25 protein-coding genes, 3 tRNA genes and 1 pseudogene are annotated in these 22,606 nt (G+C 65.7%); 12 read left to right on the forward strand and 17 right to left on the reverse strand.

Annotation, left to right across the window (positions count from 1 at the left end; genetic code table 11):
* Positions 1-713 precede the first annotated feature (713 nt).
* Positions 714-1,157 carry a DUF6941 family protein gene (locus QN239_RS01005; protein ID WP_499007726.1) on the forward strand — a complete coding sequence of 148 codons (444 nt, stop codon included), beginning with the start codon at positions 714-716 and terminating at the stop codon, positions 1,155-1,157.
* Positions 1,158-1,217: 60 nt separating this feature from the next.
* Here the strand turns inward: QN239_RS01005 and QN239_RS01010 are convergent, their stop codons facing one another.
* From QN239_RS01010 to QN239_RS01020, 3 genes are all read right to left on the reverse strand, one after another.
* Positions 1,218-2,147 (reverse strand): AbiTii domain-containing protein, encoded by a 930-nt coding sequence (locus QN239_RS01010; RefSeq protein ID WP_499007727.1) that lies wholly within the window; start codon positions 2,145-2,147, stop codon positions 1,218-1,220.
* Positions 2,148-2,190: 43 nt separating this feature from the next.
* Positions 2,191-3,714, reverse strand: coding sequence for a serine/threonine-protein kinase (locus tag QN239_RS01015; RefSeq protein ID WP_499007728.1), 1,524 nt, complete (start codon positions 3,712-3,714; stop codon positions 2,191-2,193).
* 310 nt (positions 3,715-4,024) lie between these two features.
* Positions 4,025-4,381 (reverse strand): terminase, encoded by a 357-nt coding sequence (locus tag QN239_RS01020; RefSeq protein WP_499007729.1) that lies wholly within the window; start codon positions 4,379-4,381, stop codon positions 4,025-4,027.
* A gap of 167 nt (positions 4,382-4,548) precedes the next feature.
* Between QN239_RS01020 and QN239_RS01025 the strand changes: the two are divergent.
* Positions 4,549-4,992, forward strand: a pseudogene (locus tag QN239_RS01025) (tyrosine-type recombinase/integrase); the annotation flags it as partial.
* Between the two features lie 37 nt (positions 4,993-5,029).
* Here QN239_RS01025 and QN239_RS01030 read toward each other — a convergent pair.
* From QN239_RS01030 to QN239_RS01040, 3 genes are all read right to left on the reverse strand, one after another.
* Positions 5,030-5,120 (reverse strand) — tRNA-Ser (locus QN239_RS01030).
* A gap of 45 nt (positions 5,121-5,165) precedes the next feature.
* On the reverse strand, positions 5,166-5,618 hold the full coding sequence (locus QN239_RS01035; RefSeq protein ID WP_090361791.1) for a nucleoside deaminase: 453 nt from the start codon (positions 5,616-5,618) through the stop codon (positions 5,166-5,168).
* A complete protein-coding gene (locus tag QN239_RS01040) occupies positions 5,615-6,133 on the reverse strand; it encodes a tRNA adenosine deaminase-associated protein (RefSeq protein ID WP_499007730.1) in 519 nt (172 codons plus the stop codon). The genes QN239_RS01035 and QN239_RS01040 overlap by 4 nt, the downstream gene beginning before the upstream one ends.
* Before the next feature lie 92 nt (positions 6,134-6,225).
* Here QN239_RS01040 and QN239_RS01045 point away from each other — a divergent pair, with 92 nt between their 5' ends.
* Complete coding sequence (locus QN239_RS01045) at positions 6,226-7,170, forward strand: prephenate dehydrogenase (protein ID WP_499016481.1); 945 nt, start codon at positions 6,226-6,228, stop codon at positions 7,168-7,170.
* Here the strand turns inward: QN239_RS01045 and QN239_RS01050 are convergent.
* The 5 genes from QN239_RS01050 to QN239_RS01070 are packed head-to-tail and all read right to left on the reverse strand — an operon-like array spanning position 7,133 to position 11,298.
* Positions 7,133-7,750, reverse strand: a complete 618-nt coding sequence (locus QN239_RS01050; protein ID WP_499007731.1) for a putative glycolipid-binding domain-containing protein — start codon at positions 7,748-7,750, stop codon at positions 7,133-7,135. The two genes, QN239_RS01045 and QN239_RS01050, sit on opposite strands and share 38 nt — an antisense overlap.
* Positions 7,747-8,550 carry an ABC transporter permease gene (locus QN239_RS01055; RefSeq protein ID WP_499007733.1) on the reverse strand — a complete coding sequence of 268 codons (804 nt, stop codon included), beginning with the start codon at positions 8,548-8,550 and terminating at the stop codon, positions 7,747-7,749. The genes QN239_RS01050 and QN239_RS01055 overlap by 4 nt, the downstream gene beginning before the upstream one ends.
* Positions 8,547-9,203 carry an ABC transporter permease gene (locus QN239_RS01060; protein WP_499007734.1) on the reverse strand — a complete coding sequence of 219 codons (657 nt, stop codon included), beginning with the start codon at positions 9,201-9,203 and terminating at the stop codon, positions 8,547-8,549. The genes QN239_RS01055 and QN239_RS01060 overlap by 4 nt, the downstream gene beginning before the upstream one ends.
* A 36-nt stretch (positions 9,204-9,239) precedes the next feature.
* Positions 9,240-10,349, reverse strand: coding sequence for an ABC transporter ATP-binding protein (locus tag QN239_RS01065; protein ID WP_499007735.1), 1,110 nt, complete (start codon positions 10,347-10,349; stop codon positions 9,240-9,242).
* A gap of 7 nt (positions 10,350-10,356) precedes the next feature.
* On the reverse strand, positions 10,357-11,298 hold the full coding sequence (locus QN239_RS01070) for an ABC transporter substrate-binding protein (protein ID WP_499007736.1): 942 nt from the start codon (positions 11,296-11,298) through the stop codon (positions 10,357-10,359).
* 119 nt (positions 11,299-11,417) lie between these two features.
* On the opposite strand from QN239_RS01070, the gene QN239_RS01075 reads away from it, so the two are divergent.
* Positions 11,418-11,774: a LapA family protein gene (locus tag QN239_RS01075; RefSeq protein ID WP_499007737.1), complete on the forward strand. Its 357-nt coding sequence runs from the start codon at positions 11,418-11,420 to the stop codon at positions 11,772-11,774.
* Positions 11,775-11,789: 15 nt separating this feature from the next.
* Here the strand turns inward: QN239_RS01075 and QN239_RS01080 are convergent, their stop codons facing one another.
* Together QN239_RS01080 and QN239_RS01085 are read right to left on the reverse strand one after the other, a co-directional pair.
* A complete protein-coding gene (locus QN239_RS01080; protein ID WP_499007738.1) occupies positions 11,790-12,800 on the reverse strand; it encodes a phosphotransferase family protein in 1,011 nt (336 codons plus the stop codon).
* Between the two features lie 22 nt (positions 12,801-12,822).
* Positions 12,823-13,452 (reverse strand): histidine phosphatase family protein, encoded by a 630-nt coding sequence (locus tag QN239_RS01085; RefSeq protein ID WP_499007739.1) that lies wholly within the window; start codon positions 13,450-13,452, stop codon positions 12,823-12,825.
* Positions 13,453-13,470: 18 nt separating this feature from the next.
* On the opposite strand from QN239_RS01085, the gene QN239_RS01090 reads away from it, so the two are divergent.
* On the forward strand, positions 13,471-14,547 hold the full coding sequence (locus tag QN239_RS01090; RefSeq protein ID WP_499007740.1) for a zinc-binding metallopeptidase family protein: 1,077 nt from the start codon (positions 13,471-13,473) through the stop codon (positions 14,545-14,547).
* A complete protein-coding gene (locus QN239_RS01095) occupies positions 14,547-15,305 on the forward strand; it encodes an SDR family NAD(P)-dependent oxidoreductase (RefSeq protein WP_499007741.1) in 759 nt (252 codons plus the stop codon). The genes QN239_RS01090 and QN239_RS01095 overlap by 1 nt, the downstream gene beginning before the upstream one ends.
* 25 nt (positions 15,306-15,330) lie before the next feature.
* Here QN239_RS01095 and QN239_RS01100 read toward each other — a convergent pair whose 3' ends face one another.
* Both QN239_RS01100 and QN239_RS01105 read right to left on the reverse strand, forming a co-directional pair.
* Positions 15,331-17,238: an alkyl/aryl-sulfatase gene (locus QN239_RS01100; protein ID WP_499007743.1), complete on the reverse strand. Its 1,908-nt coding sequence runs from the start codon at positions 17,236-17,238 to the stop codon at positions 15,331-15,333.
* A 15-nt stretch (positions 17,239-17,253) separates the two neighbouring features.
* Complete coding sequence (locus QN239_RS01105) at positions 17,254-17,745, reverse strand: metallophosphoesterase family protein (protein ID WP_499007744.1); 492 nt, start codon at positions 17,743-17,745, stop codon at positions 17,254-17,256.
* On the opposite strand from QN239_RS01105, the gene QN239_RS01110 reads away from it, so the two are divergent.
* Positions 17,716-17,907 carry a hypothetical protein gene (locus tag QN239_RS01110; protein ID WP_499007746.1) on the forward strand — a complete coding sequence of 64 codons (192 nt, stop codon included), beginning with the start codon at positions 17,716-17,718 and terminating at the stop codon, positions 17,905-17,907. The two genes, QN239_RS01105 and QN239_RS01110, sit on opposite strands and share 30 nt — an antisense overlap.
* Before the next feature lie 51 nt (positions 17,908-17,958).
* Here QN239_RS01110 and QN239_RS01115 read toward each other — a convergent pair.
* Together QN239_RS01115 and QN239_RS01120 are read right to left on the reverse strand one after the other, a co-directional pair.
* A tRNA-Arg gene (locus QN239_RS01115) sits at positions 17,959-18,034 on the reverse strand.
* Between the two features lie 34 nt (positions 18,035-18,068).
* Positions 18,069-18,157: transfer RNA gene (locus QN239_RS01120), tRNA-Ser, on the reverse strand.
* Between the two features lie 118 nt (positions 18,158-18,275).
* On the opposite strand from QN239_RS01120, the gene hisC reads away from it, so the two are divergent.
* The 5 genes from hisC (at position 18,276) to QN239_RS01145 (ending at position 22,604) form a co-directional block, all read left to right on the forward strand.
* Entirely contained in the window at positions 18,276-19,343 is a 1,068-nt protein-coding gene (gene hisC, locus QN239_RS01125) for a histidinol-phosphate transaminase (protein WP_499007747.1), read from the forward strand.
* A complete protein-coding gene (locus QN239_RS01130) occupies positions 19,340-19,810 on the forward strand; it encodes a DUF4334 domain-containing protein (protein ID WP_499007749.1) in 471 nt (156 codons plus the stop codon). The genes hisC and QN239_RS01130 overlap by 4 nt, the downstream gene beginning before the upstream one ends.
* A 2-nt stretch (positions 19,811-19,812) precedes the next feature.
* Entirely contained in the window at positions 19,813-20,220 is a 408-nt protein-coding gene (locus QN239_RS01135) for a hypothetical protein (RefSeq protein WP_499007751.1), read from the forward strand.
* Between the two features lie 18 nt (positions 20,221-20,238).
* Positions 20,239-21,054, forward strand: coding sequence for a crotonase/enoyl-CoA hydratase family protein (locus QN239_RS01140; protein ID WP_090361834.1), 816 nt, complete (start codon positions 20,239-20,241; stop codon positions 21,052-21,054).
* A gap of 164 nt (positions 21,055-21,218) precedes the next feature.
* Positions 21,219-22,604 (forward strand): glycoside hydrolase family 183 protein, encoded by a 1,386-nt coding sequence (locus tag QN239_RS01145; protein WP_499007753.1) that lies wholly within the window; start codon positions 21,219-21,221, stop codon positions 22,602-22,604.
* Positions 22,605-22,606 lie beyond the last annotated feature (2 nt).

Genomic DNA, 22,606 nt, shown 5'->3' on the forward strand with positions numbered 1-22,606 from the left:
CGGAAACCTGACCCCGGCCCAGTCAGAACTCTCTGGTTGTGCGGGCTCTGGGAGTTTTGACCTGAGTCTGGGGTAGACGCCCTTGAGACGCACTTGACGCGGCGAAACACTGGAGATGGGCTCAAGCCCCAGATCGGTGCAGAACCCCCAGACCCGTACACATCGCGACGCTTGACTGGGGCGGGGTCGGGGCGATCAACGCGCGTTTCTTGATCAGAACCCGCCCCCGGATGGGCGCCTCTGCAACTACTTGACCCTGAGTCCCAGGAATAGCAGAGGGACCGCAACTGACGGTCTCCGTGTTTGAAGGGAAACCAACTTCCGTGGTGATCAACTACGCCGACCTCCCGTGTGACTGCGACTGCCCGATCTGCCAAGGGCGGTCGACCCGCGAGCAGTGCGACGCATTGCTGTTCCCCAGCGCTTCAGGCGAGTCGAACTGGGTAACGAGGCGACTCCGGTAGTGGGTCCGCGGCCGGGTCGACCCGACTCTCGGTCCGGCCGCCGAGACCACGCTGCAGAAAAAAAGAAACTCCCTCTCGCAACGCCTATGCCGGCCGTGGCGGGTGGGGTCGCGCTTGGGGCCACCCCCACACCCCTGAGGATGCCTCCTCCCGCGGAGGAATACTCGCAAGTCGTGGTTACCTTAGGATCAGCAAGACTTCGATGAATTCATCGCATCAGGACGCCCGCATAGCGGATGGAGAGTAAAGGTGGCATTTCTCAAGTACGCGTTATTCGCCAGGAGCGTTGAGAAGGCCGGTCCGTCCAGTCTTAACCTGACGGAGGCCTTCATGACGGGGTTGGCAGCCCCGGCTTTCCCTGCCTCTGGAACGTTTTGGGTCGTAGGCGAATACCAGTTCGCCAAGGAGGACCAAGGCGCCGAACACGCGATCACGGTCGAATGCACTCTTCCAGATGGAGGACCCGCACCGTTCGATTCCACCACCGCCACATATGCGCCTTGGACCATTCATCAAGATGGCGACAACCTGGCGCCAGCGATCTACGCCATCAATGTTCAAATACATGCCGCGAGCCCTGGCACTTACACGGTCCATTTGGTCGTCGACGGTGAGCGAGTCTTCCGCCTTCCGTTCATAGTTGCCCTCGAAGACGCGTCTCCTGATTCCCCTGCGGCACTTGTCGACCCGTAGTTGAGCCGGGGGCGGACCAGCGAGCGCACCATCCGCTCAGCTCATTGCGGGGATGAGTTTCTAGACGCCGTAGTAGCGGCGCACCAGGTCGGCGATGACTGCCCCTCCTGCGCTAATCGCTGTCTTTCCGGTTTCCTTCCCCGTGCCAAGTGCAAGCTTTCCGAGGAATTCTTTGACCCGAGTTCCGAGGCCATGCCGCTCCCGCTCTGCGTCATCGGAATCAATTGCAGATTCGAGCTCGGCGATCTGGTCGGCCGGAAGGCCCGCGGCCTCGACCGCTCGCTTCAGGCTGTCACGATCGCCAATCTCTACAGATGCAATGAGCTGCTGTGTCGACCCCGGCCCCACTGAGATTGCGTTGGCGCTGCCATAGATGTTGTTGACCACCAGGTAGTTGATCTGGCCTTGGTCGGCCGGCTCCACGCCTGGTTCACCGGCACCGGGAACGAACTGCTCAGCTTCCAGCGCAAAATCAAGCACGCGTGTGCGGACGTTGTCGAGCACGCTCCCAACGTGTGCAGGGGTTACCTGTTGGTGAGCAGTGACCAGTAGATGCATCGGTACGATGGCATGTACTGCGCCCCTTTGGATCTCGCCATTTAATTGCGCAATCAGGTCAGCTCCCCAAGCAGAACCCAATACAGCATCGCGGGCGGCGAGCAACTCAAGTTCGCGGACCGACTGACGGAACTGGAGCGTGAACGCACCAGCCTCGCGGAGTCCTTCGGGGGCCCAAAGCGGAGGAAGGGGCACACCCGACCTGCTGCTTTGATACGGCCCAACCCACTTGCTCACGACCTCAGCCGGGAACGGCCCACGGTAGTCAGGAAGAATAGCGGCTGGAGAGTAACCAGAGAGCTCATTGTCGACCCAGTCGCCCAGCAGGACCACCTTCGTACGGGAAGCGACAACCTTCAGCATCCGGAGCAACGAAGCGATGGGGACAGCGTCGGAAGTCGCGGCGTCGATGATCTCTTCGAGTTTGGACACTGCGCCATCCTTGCACCGACGGGGACCCGCTCGCGTCAACTACTTACTTGCTCTCCAACCACCATCGATCAGACCGGATCACTCCCTCCGGGAGTGGGTCAGGACGGTCCAACTCACCCGTAGCGGCCTCGGCGAACCATCCGAGCCACCGGCCGACGAACCCAGACAAGTCCGAGCGATTGAGCTCCTCGAAGTCACGCGCTACTTGAGCGAGCCCGATAACCTTGGGATTGAATGCGTCTCCGTTATGAAGAGCAGACATGGAGAACGGTTCTACGGACGCCACCCGAGGACCGGTTTCCATGAAAGTCACTTCACACCACGTGAAATGATTCTCCTCAACAGCGTCGCAAAACCAGAACGAATGACTGCGCCCGACCCATCTGACGTTTGCACCTGGTTTGGTCACGGTCATTTGCGACTCCGATACGACCGTGAAAGGAAGACTGTCGTCCTTCGACTCGCTTAACTTTGGACTATCCAGCCCAATGTGCGCGCCCCGGAATTCAGCAAGGAATAGCTTTCCGTCTGTTTGATGATCGAACGTCGCCGCGTTCGGCGTGGGAAGGCGGAGACTGGCTGCAGGCGCGTAGATCTGGATCGCCTCAATCAACGTGTCGCGCACACGCTGAAACGACCCGACCGCCGTATCGTGCAACTCCTGTCGCCAAGCCACCCGCTCTTGCAGAGCCGAACGAACCGCGTCCGCTTCCGAACGGAATCGGACCTCCTCTGTATTGAGTGCTGCCAACTTCGCGAGGCCGGCGCTCGGCGGACCAGATGGCGTGAGCCGTCGTAAGCGCGCCAAGATCGCGGTGGGTGTTGGGCGAGCCTCTGCGGCCTTGAATAAGCACTCCTCGATCAGATCGCGCAGACCGCTCGGGCCGTTGTTCAGAGGAAGGGCCTGCTCGGTAAGATGCTGGCGCCGGAAATCTGGTCCCGCGAAAGGCAATGCGCCACTGAGAAGTTGGTAACCAATCGCTCCGAACGCATAGATGTCCGCAGATTCGAGTGCGTGCTCACCTCGCCACTGCTCAGGGGCTGCGTATGGACGAGAAAGTTTATATTTGAGTGTCTCTGACGCCGTAGCAGCGTCTGCGTAGCGTGCGATTCCGAAGTCGGCCAGAACCCACTTGCCATCGAGAAGCAGCACGTTCTCGGGCTTCAGATCTCGATGCACGACAGAGCCGTTGATCTCCGAGAGCGCTATCGCGATATCTGTCAACACAGAGATGATCTCGGTGACAGCCAAGGATGTGAGATTGTCGCGCAGGTGCCTGGCGAGGGACTTCTCGGCCCGTGGCATAACCAGGACCCAGCTATCCAGAAATTCTCCGTCGTCCCATAGGGGCATCACGTTCGAGAACTTCGAGGCATTGTTCGCCGCGCCGATCAATGCCTCCCGCTCAGCGCCCGGGTTCTTTGGAACCAGTTTGGCGGCCGCTATCAGACCAGATTCGTCTCGAACAACGTAGAGAGTTCCAAACCCCGCACTATCGCCGTCGAGCCGGTCCACGATGTACCACGATTTGCTCTTTAGTTTTAACTCGGTCCCCGGTGTGAGCACGAAGCGATTTCACCACATAAGTCCGCCACCGCGCGCAGATTCCGAAGTCCGTGCGCGTGCCTCGCCTCTAGCGGCTCTTAGCTTGGGGCCAGGGATCATCAGATCTGCGAATAGTCGAACGGGCAGTCACCGTCGATCGCCCTCGGCTCCATCGCCAGTGGCGACAACCCCCGACCCATCGCCCACAGTTCCCGCGCATCGACCCAAAGGCTGTACGCGGCGCACCAGTCAGCAACGGTCCGATACCGGTGACCGTCGAATACCATCAGATCCTCGGGAGGCGCCGAGTTATCAAGCACCTTTCGACGCCTCACCCCGCCACTCCCGTAATCCCGTACACACCCCGCGCAGGCCGCCGCGCGGGCTTCCCGACCTTGTCCTCGTCGCCCGCCGGGATACCAAGCTGAGCGATCAACCGGGCGTATGTAATTCGCTGCTGCCGGACCTCCACCAACGCCGGATGAGCCTTCATCCCCTGCGGGGACTCCACCACCACCCCGTCGCGATCCACAGCGGCCTGCAAATCGTCCAACGAGTCCAAGGTCCGGCACGCCTCCCGCAACGCCAACTCATGCTCATCGAAGTCGAAAGCATCAACCGAGGCATTCCACAGACGCCTACCCGCAACCTTCATCGCTGCGGGGGCCGCGGGGGGCTTCTTACCCATTCAGACTCCTGTAGGGCGATTCGCTTAGAGGTTCGGAGAGAGATAAGCGCCTATGCCGGCCGTGGCGGGCCTGAGGGGTTGAGAGACCATCCCCGGGTGCCCCGAGCCCGGTGCGGAAGCACCAACGACCGACCGGCTCGGGGCTGACGCGCAGGACCACCGTGCGCGATCACGCAGTCGAACAGACGAAGGGTCGCACGATCAGGTCGGTGCCGGTGCCCTCGTTCGTCCTCGACGAGATCGCACCGCTGTGCGCCAACAAGAAACCCGGCGATCTGGTGTTCCCCGGGCCGGACGGCAAGTATCTCCCGCGCCCTAAGTCGACCCGCGGATGGTTCGAGGGCGCGACGAAGCGGGCCAAGGTCCAGAAGATCACCCCGCACGATCTCCGGCACACCGCGGCCAGCTTGGCGATCAGTGCCGGCGTCAACGTCCTGGCCCTGCAACGGATGCTCGGACACCAGTCCGCGAAGGTCACGCTCGACACCTACGCCGACCTGTTCGACACCGATCTCGACGCGGTTGCGGTCACTCTGCATACGTCGTATTCAGTCGGGAGTGTGGGCAAAAGGTGGGCACAGGGTGGGCAAGACTCCAGCCAGCAAACATAAAAATAGCCCCCCACCTGGGCGAGCAGGTGAGGGGCTATGGCGGTGGCGGAGGGATTTGAACCCTCGGACGGGGGTTACCCGTCACACGCTTTCGAGGCGTGCTCCTTAGGCCGCTCGGACACGCCACCGGGAGGCAGCTTACCGGCCGCGCGCGTTTGCCCCTAATCGCGCGGCTAGCGCTGGCGTGCGAAGAACTCCTCCAGCGGCGCCGCGCACTCGGCGGCCAGCACCCCGCCACGCACCTGGGGCCGATGGGTCAGCCGGCGATCCCGCACCACGTCCCACAACGATCCGACCGCCCCGGTCTTAGGTTCCCACGCCCCGAACACCAGCAGGCCGACCCGAGCCATCACGATCGCGCCGGCGCACATGGTGCAGGGCTCGACCGTCACCGCGAGCGTGCAGTTCTCCAGACGCCAGCCGTCCCCCAGCCGGGCCGCCGCTGCGCGCAGGGCCAGGATCTCGGCATGGGCCGTGGGATCGCCGAGCTCCTCACGGGCATTGGCCGCGCGGGCCAGCTCCGTCCCGTCCGGTCCGTAGACCACCGCGCCGATCGGCACATCGCGCGGACCAGCCAACCGTGCGGCGGCCAGCGCCTCCCGGATCAGGGACTGATCGGAGCTCACCGACCGATTTTGTCGAGCACCGCGGACAGCTCGGAGTCGAAGCCCATCCGCTCGGCGATCGCGCTGATCTGCTCGTCGATCTCCATGTCGATATCGGCGACGATCACGCCGAGCACGCCCTCGGGCAGCCCGATATCGGACAGCACGCCCAGATCGCCCTCTTCGAACGGGTCCTGGTCCTCGAGGTCCTCGTCATCGATATCGGCGTCCAACTTGTCCAGCACTTCCGCAGCGATGTCATAGTCCAGTGCCGCGGTGGCGTCCGAAAGCAACAGCCTGGTGCCGGCCGGCGCCGGCCGCACGATGACGAAGAACTCTTCGTCGACGTCGATCAGGCCGAAAACAGCGCCCGCGCTCCGCAATTCACGCAGCTCCGTCTCTGCCGCGGACAAGCTGCTCAGAGCCGCACGCCGCATCGGCGTACAACGCCACTTGCCGTCCTCACGGACGACCGCAACCCCGAACCCCTCGGGGTGCTCGGCAGCTTCCCGCGCCGGCGCACGCTGTGCTCCCATTGCCCTAACGCTAGTCGCAGACCAGGGGCTTTGACCACCTAATGACCGGCACCCGGTCCGTATGCCAACCTTGAGCGGTGACCGACACACCGGTGTGCGTGCTGGGACTGGGTTTGATCGGCGGTTCCCTGATGCGTGCCGCACAGGCCGCCGGCAGGGACGTCTTCGGCTACAACCGATCCATCGACGGCGTGGCGGCGGCCCGGCTCGACGGCTTCGACGCCACCGCCACCCTGGATCAGGCATTGGCCCGCGCCGCCGAGACCGACGCGTTGATCGTCCTGGCCGTCCCGATGCCCGCACTGCCCGTGATGCTGGAGCACATCCGTCGCGTCGCCCCGGACTGCGCGCTCACCGACGTGACCAGCGTCAAGGGTGCCGTGCTGCGTGAGGTCGACGCGCATGGGCTGCGATCCCGGTTCGTCGGCGGGCACCCCATGACCGGCACCGCCCATTCCGGCTGGCCGGCGGGCAGCCAGGAACTCTTCGCCGGCACCGCCTGGGTCGTCAGCGTCGACGACGACGTCGATGCGCTGGTGTTCGCCGACGTGGTGAACCTGGCCCTGGACTGCCGGGCGTTCGTGGTGCCGGCCCGCTCCGATGAACACGACGCCGCGGCGGCCGCCATCTCGCACCTACCGCATCTGCTCGCCGAAGCGTTGGCCGTCACCGCGGGTGACGTGCCGCTGGCCTTCGCGCTGGCGGCAGGGTCCTTCCGGGACGGCACCCGGGTCGCGGCCACGGCACCCGAGTTGGTGCGCGCCATGTGCGAGGCCAACTCCGAGGAGTTGTTGGCCATGCTGGATCGCACTCTCGGCCTGCTCACCCAGGCCAGGGACCATCTGGCGGCACACACCTCGGTGGCCGATCTGGTCGATGACGGGCATGCCGCGCGCATCCGCTACGACAGCTTCAGCCGTCCCGACATCCTGCACGTCACCATCGGCGCCGAGAACTGGCGGGAAGAACTGGCCGCCGCAGGCCGGGCGGGTGGAGTGATCAGATCCGCTCTGCCAGTCCGGGGTAATCGAGGATGAACCCGTCGGAGTCCACCGTGATGGTGGTCTCCGCGATCGGGGACTTCAGGCTGATCCCGCCCGCCACGCTGGTGTAGCTGATCGTCTCCGGTTCCACCGACAACTCCGGCAGCCGGACATAGACCACCGGCAGGCTCAGCGTCTCGGCCCGCTGATGCAGGCCGGTGCGGCGGATCGGCAACGCATTGAAGAACGGGCTGAACACGGCGTCGACATCCAACGCCCCGTCGAAGGCGGCCCGCCTGGTCTGGTTCTGGTGGTCCTGCACCAGCCACATGTTCTCCTCGTCGCGCGCGATGGAGAGCTGGCGTTCCCGCTCGGCGAGGGTCATGGTCACCGACAGCCGCTTGGTGGCCCCGGATTCGTCGGTGACCAGGTCATAGGAGGCGCTGAACGCGGGATGTGACTCGGTGGCGGCCGCGACGATCCGGCCGTAGGCCTTGATGCGGTTCCCGGACAACTGAACCCGCACCGACTCCATCCGGCGCAGGTCGTGGGCGCGCCAGGTGAGGATGGCCGGCCATGCACTGTCCGGCGTCTCAGCGGTCTCGGTGCCTGATTGAGGGGCTGCGTCAGTCACCTCTCTACCGTAGGCGACGGACCCCCGGCTTCGTAGCCGCGTTCCGAAGTCGCCCCAGAAACCGACTTTTCCCCGGCGTTTCGCTTGCCCCTGACTTCGAGAGCCGCCTCATCGTCGATCAGCGGCTGCGGGAAACGCCGCCAGCGGTCACCGCCGGGCTGCGACAACCACACCGCGAAGGCCAGCGCCGCGTCGAGGATCAGCGCCAGTGCGGTGACCATCAGGGCACCCACCAGGGCAATGTGGAACTGCCGCACCTTGATGCCGTCGATCAGATACCGGCCCAGCCCGCCCAGGCTGGCGTACGCCGCGACGGTGGCGGTGGCCACGATCTGCAGGGTGGCGGTGCGCAGGCCGCTCAGGATCAGCGGCAGGGCGTTGGGTACCTCGACTCGCAACAGCACCTGGCGTTCGGTCATCCCCATCGACCGGGCCGCGTCGACGACGCTGGCGTCCACATTGGCGATACCCGCGTAGGTGCCGGCCAGCAGCGGCGGAATGCCGAGCAGCATCAGCGCGACCGTGGGCGGGATCAACCCGAGACCCCACAACAGCACACCGAGCAGAAGCACACCGAGGGTGGGCAGGGCGCGCAGCGCGTTGACGCCGGTGACGACCAGGAAGGTGCCCCGGCCGGTATGCCCGATGAGCAGGCCGACGGGCACGGCGACGAGCACCGAGAACAGCACCGCGATCACCGTGTACTGCAGATGTTCTGCGATCCGGATGCCCAGCCCGGCATGACCGGACCAGTTCGCGGCGGTGAAGATGTAGGACAGGGCCTGCTGCAGGAAGTTCACCGGGCACCTGCCTTGGCGCTGGAAGCTTTGACCCACGGAGTCACTGCCCTGCCGGCCAACAGGATCAGCGCGTCGATCGCCACCGCCAGCACGAAGATCGCGATGATGCCCGCAATGATCTGCCCGCTCTTGTTGGCTTGATAGCCCTCGGTGAACCAGGTGCCCAGCCCGCCGATGCCGATCACCGAACCGACGGACACCATCGAGATGTTGGTCACCGCGACCACCCGGAGGCTGGCGATGAGCACCGGGATCGCCAGTGGCAGTTCCACTTTGACGATGCGGACGAACGGCCGGTAGCCGATGGCGGTGGCCGCGTCCAACACGTCGGCCGGTACCGCGTCCAGCGCCTCCGGCACGGCCCGCACCAGCAGCGCCGTGGTGTAGAGCGTGAGCGCGACCAGGACGTTGGCCTCGTCCAGGATGCGGGTCGGGATGATCAGCGGCAGCGCGACGAAAAGGGCCAGTGACGGGATGGTGAAGACGATGCTGGCGATCACCGTGATGACCCGGCGCGGCACCGTGGTGCGCTGCACGAGCGCGCCGATCGGCACCGCGATGAGCAATCCCAGCACGATCGGCACCAGCGACAGTCGCAGGTGGATCAGCGTGAGCGCCCACGCCTTGTCCAGATGGGTCAGCAGATACGTCACGTCTGTCCGTTCGCTGCGCAGGCTTCGCTCATACCGCTACCCGACCTTCGGCACGCGACGCTGACGCTTGAGGGCCGCCAGCACATCGTCGGCCTCGATACCGCCCAGCAGCCGCCCTTCGTCGTCGACGGCCACGCCCAGGCCCGACGGGGAGGACAGCGCGGCATCGAGCGCCAGCCGCAGAGACCCGTCCGGCCGGAAGAAGGACCCGCCGCCGATCGTGCTGTCGTACAACGCACTTCCGCGGCGGTGCACCTCGACACCTTCGGCGTTGATCCACGCGAAGGGCCGGCCGTCGGCGCGGATCACCAGTGCCCATTCATCGGGTGCCAGCTGCTGAGCATCGATCTCGGATTCGGCGACCTGGCGGATGTCGTGTAGCGGCAGCCCGGTCGCCGCGAAGAACTGCAGGCCGCGGTAACCGCGGTCGGCCCCGACGAAACCGGCTACCAGCTCGTTGGCCGGATTCGACAGCACGAACGCCGGGTCGGCGTACTGCTGCAGCACCCCGCCCCGGCCGAACACCGCCACCTTGTCCCCGAGCTTGACCGCCTCGTCGATATCGTGGGTGACGAACACGATGGTCTTACGCAATTCGCTTTGCAGCCGCAGGATTTCGATCTGCAACTCTTCACGCACCACCGGGTCCACGGCACTGAACGGCTCATCCATCAGCAGGATGGGCGGGTCGGCCGCCAGCGCCCTGGCCACACCCACGCGCTGCTGCTGACCACCCGACAGTTGCGCCGGATAGCGGCCGGCCAGTTTGGGGTCCAGCCCCACCCGTTCCAGCACCTCGAGTGCGGTTCGTCTTGCGGCACGGCGTGTTTCGCCTTTGAGCACGGGTACGGTGGCGACGTTGTCGATAACCCGCTGATGTGGCATCAACCCGGCGCTCTGGATGACGTAGCCGATACCGAGGCGCAGCTTGACCGGATCGACCTTCGTCACGTCGTTCCCGTCGACGGTGAGCGTGCCCGACGTGGGTTCGATCATCCGGTTGATCATCCGCATCGACGTGGTCTTGCCGCAGCCCGACGGTCCGACGAACGCGGCGAGCGTGCCCTCGGGGATGTCGAGGGTGAGGTCGTCGACGGCGACGGTGCCATCCGGGTACGTCTTGGTGACGTTGGTGAACGTGATCATCAGCTACTCACTTACCGGGAAGGGGCTTGTCGAAACCGTTGTCCTTGATCCACTTTCCGGCCGCTTCCTCGGGGTCGACGCCCTTATTCCCCTCGACCGAGGTGTTGAGCGCGATCAGCGCCTCGGTGGACAGTTTCGCGCTGACGGCGTCGAGCACGCTCTTGAGCGGAGCGGACAGTTTCGCAGAAGCGACCAGCGGCACCACGTTTGCGGCAAGGAAGACGCTCTTGGGGTCGTCGAGGACGACGAGCTTGTCCTTCTCGATGGCCGGCGAGGTGCTGAAGATGTTCGCGGCGGTGACGGCGCCGCTGTTGAGGGCCTGCACCGTCGCGGGGCCGCCACCGTCACTGATCGCCACGAAGTTGGCCGGCGAGATGTTCAGGCCGTACTTCTGCTGTAGGCCCACCAGACCGGTCTGCCGTGTCTGAAACTCCGACGGTGCGCCGACTTTCACCTCCGCCGAGTGCGCCGCCAGATCCGCGATGGATTTCAGATTCCACTTCTTGGCGACGGCTTCGGACACCGCGAGGGTGTCCTTGTCCTCGGCGGGCGACGGATACAGGATGGACAGGTCGCCCGGGACCGCCTTGAGCAGGGCCAGGAGCACCGCGTCAGAGGTGGTCGCCGTGGCCTCTTTGTCGAAGTACTGCAAGAGGTTCCCGGTGTACTCGGGCATCAGGTCGATGGAATGATCCTGCACGGCAGGGATATAGGTTTCCCGGCTGCCGATGCCGAACTGCCGTTTGATGGCGAAACCGTTGGCCTCCAACGCCTGCGCATAGATCTCGGCGACGATCTTGGACTCGGTGAAATCCGCCGAGCCGATGGTGAGCGATTTGAGGTCACCGGACACCTCGCCGCCGCCGAGCGGGTTGGCACTCCCACATCCCGCGCTCACAAGCGCGAGCAACGCTGTGATGACGATCAAGAATGTGCGTCTGCAGCGCATACCGTCCCCTCGGCCAGGTGGCTGTTACCTCGACAGTAACGGGCCGGCCCGCGACATGCCGGACTTTAGTTCACCGTGAGGGGGTTTGTAATCGCCCCGAAAGGGGCAAGATAAATGCCATGACGACTGACCCGCATGCGTTGCCCTCGGACCCGGAGCAGCCGCTCGAGTCTTCGGGGAGATCTGACCCGCCGACCCCACCGGAGGACGCGGTCAAGTTCACCCGGGCCGCCGCCCTGTGGTCGTCGCTGATCACCGGATTTCTCATCCTGATCGTGTTGCTGATCTTCATCGCGCAGAACACCGACTCCGGCACGTTCCACTTCCTGGGCTGGAACTGGACGCTGCCGCTCGGGGTGGCGCTGCTGCTGGCCGCGGTGTGTGGTGGGCTGCTCGCCGTGTTCGTCGGCGCCGCCCGGATCGTGCAACTGCGCATCGCCGCGCGCAAGAACCTGAAGGCGGCCAGGCGCCTCTAGGTCTGAGCGTCGCGCCTAGAGCAGCGTGAGGCCCTCGGCGATCAGCGGGGCCACGGCCTCGCCGACGCGCGACGGTGCGCCGCCCTCACGGGCCCGGAAGTCGATACCCGCGGCGATGATGGCCAGCTTGAAATAGGCCAGGGCCATGTAGAAGTTCCAGTTGTCCAGCTCCTGGCCGCTGGCCAGCGCGTAACGCTGGGCAAGACCGTCGGCCGACGGCAGCAGCGGCGAGGTCCAGGCCGCCTGCATGCCGAGGACGCCGTCGAAGTTCGGATTGCGGTACACGCACATCAGCGCCGCGTCGGACAGCGGGTCACCCAGTGTGGAGAGCTCCCAGTCCAGCACCGCGCGCACCACCGTCGGGTCCGAATTGTCCAGGATGGTGTTGTCGATGCGGTAGTCGCCGTGCACTATGGCGGCCCGGCTGCCCGCCGGAATCCCTTCTGCCAGAGCCGAATGCAACCGCTTCACATCGGTGTCCCGGGCATCGTCGGCCAGCCGGACCAGGTCCCACTGCGAACCCCAGCGCCGCACCTGACGTTCCAGGTAACCCTCGGCCTTGCCGAAATCACCCAGTCCGACAGCCTGCGGGTCGACGGCGTGCAGGTCGGCCAGCACCTTGATCAGCGCGTCGACACAACCCTCGATCACCTGGGCGTCCCCCAGCTCCTCGAGCTCGGAAGCGCTACGCACCACCCGGCCGTCGACGTTCTCGACCATCTGGAACGGCGCGCCCAACACCGAGTCGTCATTGCGCATGGTGACCGCACGGGCGACCGGGACCGGGGTATCGGCCAAAGCCGCCACCACCTTGTACTCGCGCGCCATATCGTGCGCCGACGGCGTCAGCCCGTGCAGCGGCGGACGGCGCAGCACCCAGGTCGATGCCTCGTCGAACACCCGAAAGGTCAGGTTGGAGCGGCCGCCGGAAATCAGCTCGGCGCACAGTTCACCGGAACGGGCGATCCCCTCCGTGCGCAGATGCGCATCCAGGGCGACGAGGTCGAGGCCTTCAAGGTTGGTCACGGGAACTGTTTACCACCCCGCCTCACGGCTCCTCGCGCGAGCGCTCGTCGACAAAGTTTCGGGGCAGCAGATCCCATACGTGTTCGGTCCCGTTCACCGAGGCGACGGCCAGCTTGCCGCTGCGCGAGGACAGCAGCCGGGTCACCGAGGCGTAGTCCACGTGGAACGACAGCAGCCGCTCCGTGCCGAGGATGTGATGCAGCAGGACGTTGATGACACCGCCGTGACCGAACACCGCGACGGTGTCCTCGTGGTCGGCGGCGGCCACCACATCGTCCACGGCGGCCACCACCCGCTCCAGGAATGCCCTTTCGTCGACGCTGCTGGGCAGATGTCCAGAAATCAGCCTGGCCAGTTCCTCCGGGTTCTCCTTGGCGATCTGCTCGATCGGCACATAGTGCGTCATGTCCCGGTCGTATTCGGCGAGCCGATCATCGATGTCGATGGGCAGGCCGAGGGCCTCGGCCAGCGGGCCACCGGTCTGCACTGCCCGACGCTGCGGGCTGCTCACCAGGCGGGTGATCGGGAAGCGGGCCAGGGCCTCGGGCAGGCGCGCAGCCTGGGCGAGGCCCTCGGCGGACAGGTCGGGATCGGACCCCTGACCGGGCTCGCTGCGCAGAGGTAACGCATGTCGGACCAGAAGCAGTTGCACCGTGACACCATATGGCCCGTGCGTGCCTTCGCCTGCCCGGTGTGCGACAGCTTCGTCGCGTTCGAGGCCGACCACTGCACCGAATGTCAGACTGCGCTGGGGCTGCACCTGCCATCGAGAAGCATGCTGGCCCTAGACGAGGGTGTGGCACTGCACGCGGGCAGCCGATGGATCCGGTGCAATCAGCACCGGACCCTGGCGTGCAATTGGCTGACCCCCGAGGCACAGGACCCAGGTTCGCCGGTCGGGCACCGCGGCCGCTGCCTCGCCGGATCGCTGATCCGGCGCGAGCCTCCCGCCGATGACACCCTGGCGCGGGAGAAGCTGATCCCCACCACCGTTGCGTTGCGCCGGCTGGTGTTTCAGCTCGCGGACATCGGCTTGCCCATGGAGCCGTACTGGCACGTCGACGGCGGCCTCGCGTTCGATCTGTTGTCCAGTCGCAGCACCGGCGAGAAGGTGACCATCGGCCACGCCCGCGGGGTGATCACCATCGACGTGGTCGAATCACTGGACGACTATCGAGAATCGCTGCGGGTGCGCCTGGGTGAGCCGTACCGCACCATGCTCGGCCATTTCCGGCATGAGGTCGGCCACTACTACCAGAACGTGCTCGTCGAAACCGGCACCGGTGCGGACACCTACCTCGAGGAGTGCCGTCAGCTGTTCGGCGATGAGCGGGCCGGCTACAGCGAGGCGATCGACCGGCACTACACACTGGGCGCCCCGGCGGGCTGGGAGGCGACGTTCATCTCCGAATACGCCACCATGCACCCGTGGGAGGACTTCGCGGAGTGCTTCGCGCACTACCTGCACATCGCCGACACCATGGACACCGCACGGGAAGCCGGCATGGTGCTGCACGCCGACCGGGTGCGGTTCAATGCGCCGCGCGACATCGTGGCGCTGGAGTGCTACGACGACGAACCGATCGAACGGATGTTGTTCGACTGGAAGTGGATGTCGCTGTTCTTCAACCGGGTGAACACCGCGATGGGCAAGAACCCGTTGTATCCCTTCGAGATTCCGGCGCCGGTGGTGGAGAAGCTCGGATTCGTGCACAAGGTCATCCGCGATACGGCCAGGAGGCGATGATGGGTTACGCCGACGAACTCTTCGATCTCACCGGCAAGGTGGTGCTGATCACCGGGGGCAGCCGCGGGCTGGGCCGGGAGATGGCGTTCGCCGCCGCACGATGCGGGGCCGACCTGGTGATCGCCAGCCGCAACCTCGACTCGTGCGTCGCCGTCGCTGAAGAGATCACCGCGACCACCGGCCGGGCCGCGCTGGCCCATCAGGTGCACGTCGGGCGATGGGATCAGTTGGAGCCTTTGGTGGAGGCCGCCTACGCGCGGTTCGGCAAGGTCGACGTACTGGTCAACAACGCGGGCATGTCGCCGCTGTATGAATCGCTGACCTCGGTGAGCGAGCAGTTGTTCGACGCGGTGGTGAATCTGAACTTCAAGGGTCCGTTCCGGTTGACCGCCCTGATAGGCGAGCGCATGGTGGCCGACGGCGGCGGCTCGATCGTCAACGTGAGCTCGTCGGGATCGCTGCGCCCGGATGCGCACATGCTGCCCTACGCCGCCGCGAAAGCCGGATTGAACGTGCTGACCGAGGGTTTCGCGAAGGCGTTCGGTCCGACGGTGCGGGTCAATACGCTGATGGCCGGCCCGTTCCTCACCGATGTCAGCAAGGCGTGGTCATTCGGCGAGGGGAATCCGTTCGCCCATTCTCCGCTGCAGCGCGCCGGTGATCCGCCCGAAATCGTCGGCGCGGCACTGTTTCTCATGTCGAACGCATCCAGCTTCACCACCGGATCGATCCTGCGGGTCGACGGGGGTCTGCCTTGATCTGAGGTCCTCGCCGCGTTCGACCCTAGGGCGTGATGATGGCGAAATTCGGATCCGGACGATCGAGGGCACCCAGCAGCGTGGACAACGCGTCGGCAGCACCGCTGACCTCCACGCCCGGCGAGCTCGTATCCCCGGCCACGAATGACAACAACCGCAACTTGTTCGCCAGAGTGACAGTTGCCGTGGCGGTTTCGGGCGCGGCGGGGACCTTGCGGTGTACCAATACACCGTTGCGCAGCGATAGTCGGTAGTTGGTGGCGACATCGGCGAACGTCACGTCGATCGCCAGGTCCAGCTCCCAGGCCCGCGGACCGTTGACGTTGATGGCGAACGTGTCGAAGATCTGCTCCGGGGTGAGCTGGCTCATCAGCGACGGGGACGTGGTCTGTGTGGGGGTGCCGAAATTACCCTCACGCAGTTCGGTGGCCCCGGACAGGAAGAAGTTGCGCCACACCGCGTTCTCGGCACCGTAGGCCAATTGCTCCAGTGTGTCGGCGTACAACTCGCGGGCACCCGCATGATTCTCGTCGGTGAAGATGGCGTGATCCAACAGGGTTGCAGCCCAGCGTAAATCGCCGTCATCGAAGGCCTGCCGGGCCAGTTCGACGACCTTGTCGAGGCCGCCCATGGCCGCCACGTAGCGCGGGCCCGCGGCTTGGGGCGGATGCTGCCAGAGCCGGCCGGGGTTGCCGTCGAACCAGCCCATATAGCGCTGGTAGACCGCCTTGACGTTGTGGCTGACCGATCCGTAGTAGCCATGGGTGTGCCAGGCCTTCTCCAACGCCGGCGGCATCTGGAACGTCTCCGCGATCTCGATACCGGTGAATCCCTGGTTGAGCTGACGCAGCGTCTGGTCGTGCAGATAGGCGTACAGGTCCCGCTGCACCGACAGATACTCGACGATGTTGTCCTGGCCCCATGTCGGCCAATGGTGCGAGGCGAACACCACGTCCGCACGGCCGGCGAAGGTGTCGATGGCCTCGGTGAGGTAGCCGGCCCAGCCATGCGGGTCACGGACCAGCGCACCCCGCAGGGTCAACAGGTTGTGCAGGTTGTGGGTGGCATTCTCGGCCATGCACAGTGCCTTGAATTTCGGGAAGTAGAAGTGCATTTCGGCGGGCGCCTCGGTACCTGGCGCCATCTGGAACTCGATCTCCACACCGTCGATGGTGTGCTTCTCGCCCGTGCTGCGCACATCGACGGTCGGCACGATCAACGCGACCTCACCGGTGGAGCCGACCTGTCCCAGACCGCACCCGACCTGGCCCTGCAGGCCCCGGTCCAACACCGCGCCGTACATGTACGCGGCCCGGCGCGCCATCGCGGTGCCGGCATAGACGTTCTCCTGCACGGCATGCTCGGTGAAGCCCTCCGGTGCCAGGATGGCCACCTTGCCTGCGTCCACCTCATCCTGTGAGGTGACCCCGAGCACCCCGCCGAAGTGGTCCACGTGACTGTGGGTGTAGATGACCGCGACGACGGGACGGTCCCCGCGGTGGGCCCGGTACAGCCCGAGCGCGGCGGCCGCGGTCTCGGTGGAGATCAGCGGATCGATGACGATGATGCCCGTGTCACCTTCGATGAAGCTGATGTTCGACAGGTCCAGACCGCGCACCTGATAGATACCGGGCGCGTCTTCCCCTGTCGCTCCGCTGGCCTTGGTCACCTCGTAGAGGCCCTGTTTGGCGCACAGCTGGGATTGCCGCCACAGGCTCGGGTGCACGGTGTCGGGGGCCTCTGCCGCCAGGAACCCGTAGGAGTCGTTGTTCCAGACCACTCGCCCGTCGGCGGCGGTCACCACACACGGTTCCAGCGCCCCGATGAACCCACGATCGGCGTTCTCGAAGTCGCGGGTGTCCTCGAACGGGAGACTGCTGCGGTGCGCGCGATTGGCGGCGGAGATGGTAGCGGTGGGCGGCTTCTGCTCCATGCCCACAGCCTGCCACTACAACCGGTGCAGTGTGACGTCCTTGAGCGCCCTATTCGCCGCCGTCGCAGTCATATAGGTACAGAACGGCTGGCGGCGCCGGTCGGTGGGTGAGCCCGGATTCAGCAGGCGCAGACCGGTCGAGGCGGTGGCGTCCCACGGGATGTGGCTGTGCCCGAACACCAGCACATCGGTATCCGGGTACTGGCGCGCCATCCGCTCGTCGCGACCGGCCGCGGCCCCGGTCTCGTGCACGACGGTGAACCGCAGCCCCTCCAGCGTCACGTCGGCACGTTCGGGCAGCCGGGTGCGCAGTTCCTCACCGTCGTTGTTGCCCCAGCAGGCCAGCAGCCGGCGTGACCGTGCCTCCACCTGGTCCAGCAACGCCGGCGAGATCCAGTCCCCGGCGTGGATCACCACATCCGCGGCATCCACCTCGTCCCAGACCGCGGTGGGCAGGTCTCTCGCACGCTTGGGCACGTGGGTATCCGCGATGAGGAGCAGGCGCACGGCACCACCGTAACGCCGGCCCTGATGCGCACGTTGCTGGAGACGATCGCGGTGAGTGACGGACCTCGGCTAGGCACCGCCGAACGGACCCGGGACAGGGGTCCCAGCTGGGCTTACCAGGTGTCCGAAGGCATGGCCGGCGCGTACGCGGCGACACCGTGACCGATGCTCGTCGTGTTTGCGAGCCAGCATGCCGACCGTGGGTAAAAAACGTGGTGCGCCCGAAGGGATTCGAACCCCTAACCTTCTGATCCGTAGTCAGATGCTCTATCCGTTGAGCTACGGGCGCTTGATGAAACTGGTCGAACTATTCAGTTGTTCGGCGGAGGCGAGAGGATTTGAACCTCCGGTCCGCTTTAAGGCGGACAACTCATTAGCAGTGAGTCCCATTCGGCCGCTCTGGCACGCCTCCTGAACGATCTGAGGGTACCGGACCCCCGGAACCGCCGAGCGCACAGATTACACAGGCCGGACCGCGGAAGGCAAAGCGCGACATCGGGCGGCCGTCGCCGCACCCCTAGAATGGCTGGGTGACCGCCCGCCTGCGCCCCGAAATGGCCGACCTTCCGGCCTACACGCCGGGCCGTACGGTGCCCGGCGCCATCAAGATCGCCAGCAACGAAACCGTGGACGGTCCGCTGCCCGGCGTGCTCGAGGCCATCACCACCGCCGCCGCCGGCATCAACAGGTATCCGGACAACGGCTACCAGGATCTGCGCGAGCGTTTGGCCAAGCATGTGAACTTCGCCCCGGAGAACATCGCGGTGGGCGCCGGCTCGGTGAGCCTGTGCCAGCAGCTCATCCAGATCACCGCTTCGGTGGGCGACGAGGTGATGTTCGGCTGGCGCAGTTTCGAGATCTACCCGCTGCAGGTGCGCACCGCGGGCGCCACCCCGGTCGCGGTGCCCCTGACGGACCACACCCACGATCTGGACGCCATGCTGGCGGCGGTCACCGAGCGCACCCGGCTGATCTTCGTGTGCAACCCGAACAACCCCACCTCCACGGTGGTGGACCCGGCCGAGCTGGCCGAGTTCGTCGCCGCGGTGCCGTCGGACATCCTGATCGTCATCGACGAGGCCTACGTCGAGTACATCCGCGACGGCCTGCTCCCCGACAGCCTGGCACTGGTCAGAGACCACCCGAATGTCGTTGTGCTGCGCACCTTTTCCAAGGCGTACGGGCTGGCCGGACTGCGTGTCGGCTATGCGGTGGCCGATCCCGATATCGTCACCGCCCTGGGCAAGGTGTACGTGCCGTTCACCGCGACGACGGTGTCCCAGGCTGCCGCCATCGCCAGCCTGGACGCCGCCGACGAATTGCTGGCCCGCACCGACAAGGTGGTCGCCGAACGGATTCGGGTCAGCGCCGCATTGCGCGACGCCGGTTACGACGTGGCGCCCTCACAGGCCAACTTCGTCTGGTTGCCGCTGCCCGGTCAGACCGACGAATTCGTCAACGCCGCAGCCGAAAGCCGCATCGTGGTGCGCCCGTACGGGCAGGACGGGGTGCGGGTCACCGTCGCCGCTCCGCATGAGAACGACGCCTTCCTGGCATTCGCCCGCGAGTGGATCTCGTCCCGAGGAGAACAGAAGTGACCCACCGCAACGTCTTCGACACGCTCAAGAAGCGCGAGGGTCAGATCGACGAGGCCGAACTCGACGAGTTCTGGGCGACCCTGCCGCCGGCCAGCATCGAGTTCATGATCGGCGAATGGCAGGGCGGCGAGTTCCAGACCGGGCACCGGGCCAACGGATTCATGAAGCGACTCAACTGGTTCGGCAAGACCTTCCACTCCGCCGACGATGCCAAACCGCTGGTCTGCCTGGACGCCGACGGCAACAAGTTCTCCAACACCGAGGCCATGAACGGCGAGGCCAGCCTGTGGCTGGAGGAGTTCCGCGGTGAGGCGACGGCCTCGATGGTCTACGACGGTCGGCCGGTGCACGATCACTTCAAGGTGATCGACGAGCGGGCGGTACTGGGCATCATGAACGGCAAGGGCGCCGTCGACCACACCGCGGACGGCCCGAAATATCTGTATTTCTATCTGGAACGCGTCTGACCGTGAAACGGGCGCTGGCGGCAACCGGTCTGGCAGCGCTGGTGCTGCTGGCCGGTTGCGCACGCACCACCGACGGTTCGGTGGCGATGACCACCGAACCGGGCCCGGCGCTGACCACCAAGTCCAGACCGAGCACCTCGGCCCCGTCCACCACGCGCACCCGCACGCCGCGCGGGTCGACCGTGCCCGAGGTGCCGGCGCCGCCGGACGCGCTCACGATGACCTGCGGCGATTACAACGACCTGGACGCCGCCACGCAGAAGGCCGTGATCAACGCGATCCTGCAGCAGGACCAGTCGACGATAAGCCCCGACAACATCGACATGGCCAAGTCGCTGACCGACGCGATGTGTCAGTTCCTGACCGACAGCACCGTCAACGAGGTGCTGATGGGAGGGCCGGTCCCGTAGCGGGTTAGCCTCATCGACATGGGTACTGCTTACGAATCGGTGACCGTCGATATCGCCGACCACGTCGCGCGGGTCACGCTGATCGGGCCGGGCAAGGGCAACGCCATGGGCCCGGCGTTCTGGGACGAGTTGCCCGAGGTGTTCGGCACATTGGACGCCGACCCCGAGGTGCGCGCGATCGTGCTGACCGGGTCCGGGAAGAACTTCAGCTACGGGCTTGATCTGCCGGCCATGGGCGCCACCCTGCCCGGACTGGATGCCGGCGCCAAGGCCCGCGCCGAATTCCACACGAAGCTGCAGCGGATGCAGGCGGCCATCACCGCTGTCGCGGATGCCCGGACCCCCACCGTCGCCTCGATCCACGGTTGGTGCATCGGCGGCGGTGTCGACCTGATCAGCGCCGCGGACATCCGCTACGCCAGCGCCGACGCGAAGTTCTCGGTACGCGAGACCAAGCTGGCGATCGTCGCCGACGTCGGCAGCCTGGCCCGGCTTCCGCTGATCCTCTCAGAAGGGCATCTCCGTGAGCTCGTTCTGACCGGCAAGGACATCGACGCCGCGCGAGCAGAGAAGATCGGCTTGGTCAACGATGTGTACGAGGACGCCGAGGCGTCCCTGGCCGCCGCGCACGCCACCGCCGCCGAGATCGCCGCCAACCCGCCGCTGACCGTGGCCGGGGTCAAGGACGTCCTCGATCAGCAGCGCATCGCGCGGGTCTCGGAGAGCCTCCGATACGTAGCGGCGTGGAACTCTGCCTTCCTCCCGTCAAAGGACCTGGCCGAGGCGGTCACCGCGATGTTCCAGAAGCGGCCGCCCCAATTCACCGGCGAGTGAACACCTTTCGCGTGCGTCGGCGAATTACACCGACGTGAGTCGCGACACGGTCACGGATAGGTATCCATCCGCGCACCGGTAGCCACATGAGCACCACAGGACACTAGCGTCGCAGCTGTACAAGTGCTGACGTCTACTCGGCGTCCGCCCCTGAAAGGTGTGACATGTCGCGGCGTCGTCGAATTGCCTCCCTCTCGGTGGCCACCGTGACCACCGCCGGGCTGTGTGTGGCGATCGGCGTGGCCGCACCGGTCTCGGCCGAGCCCTGTACGGGAGCCGCGGCTGCAGCGCAGCCTCCCGCGGGCACGGCTGCCCTGCCCAGCCCCGGTGCAGGCGGGCCGCCGATGGGGCACAGACCCGCCGGCGCCAACGACAACGCCCCACTGCCGCGTCTGGGCAAGTTGACGCGGTCCCTCCTCAGCGCGCTGACACCGGCTCAGCAGATCCAACAGCAGGCTGCGGTGGTCCCCACCCCGAAACCGACGGCCACGCCCGCGCCCGCCGCCACCCCGGCACCCGCGGCGGCGCCGATGCCGGCACCGGGCACTTCGCTGATCGGGTGGGTGACCGGTCCGGAGAGTTCCAACAACACCATTGCCAAGTACTCGATCACCGGAACCGATCTCGGGATCATGTGGGACAACGGCAACGCCGCCAACCACCAGGTGCTGATGGCCTTCGGTGATACGTACGGCTACTGCAGCACACCCCAGAAGCAGTGGCGCTACAACGTGTTGATGCGCAGCCAGGACACGTCCCTGACCGACTCCGTCGCGGCGTCCAGTGCACCATCGTGGCGGCCGGGGCTGGCCAAGCAGATCATCAACAGCATCGACTGGGCACCCGTGGAGAAGGGCATCATCCCGACCGCCGGCATCTCGGTCGGAAACAACCAGTACGTCAACTTCATGTCGATCAAGAACTGGGATGCCGACGGCCGGTGGTCGACGAACTTCTCCGGCGTCGCGGTCTCACCGGACAACGGCGAGCACTGGGGTGTGTATCCCACCAGCATCCGCCCCGCCGCACCGGACAGCACCGATCGCGTCGCCTACACCCCCGGCAACGAGAACTTCCAGATGGGCGCCTTCATGAAGCCCGGACCCGGCGACGGTTACCTCTACTCGTTCGGCACCCCGCCGGGCCGCGGTGGTTCGGCGTATGTGGCCCGGGTGCAACCGGCCAACGTGCCGGACGTGACGAAGTACGAATACTGGAACTCCGACAGCAATTCCTGGGTGCCGGGGAATCCGGGGGCGGCCACCGTGGTGATCCCGGGTCCGCTGGGCGAGATGTCGGCGCAGTACAACACGTACCTCAAGCAGTACGTGGCGCTCTACTGCAACGGGCTCAACGATGTGGTGATGCGTACGGCGCCCGCTCCGCAGGGGCCGTGGGGTCCGGAGGCCATGCTGGTGTCGCACTCGGAATTCCCCGGCGGTATCTACGCTCCGTTCCTGCATCCCTGGTCGACCGGAAAAGTGTTGTACTACAACCTTTCCCTGTGGTCGGACTACAACGTGATGCTGATGCGGACGGTGCTGCCGTAACC

This window comes from Mycolicibacterium sp. Y3 (assembly GCF_051188035.1).
In the GTDB taxonomy this organism is placed as follows: Bacteria; Actinomycetota; Actinomycetes; order Mycobacteriales; family Mycobacteriaceae; genus Mycobacterium; species Mycobacterium fluoranthenivorans.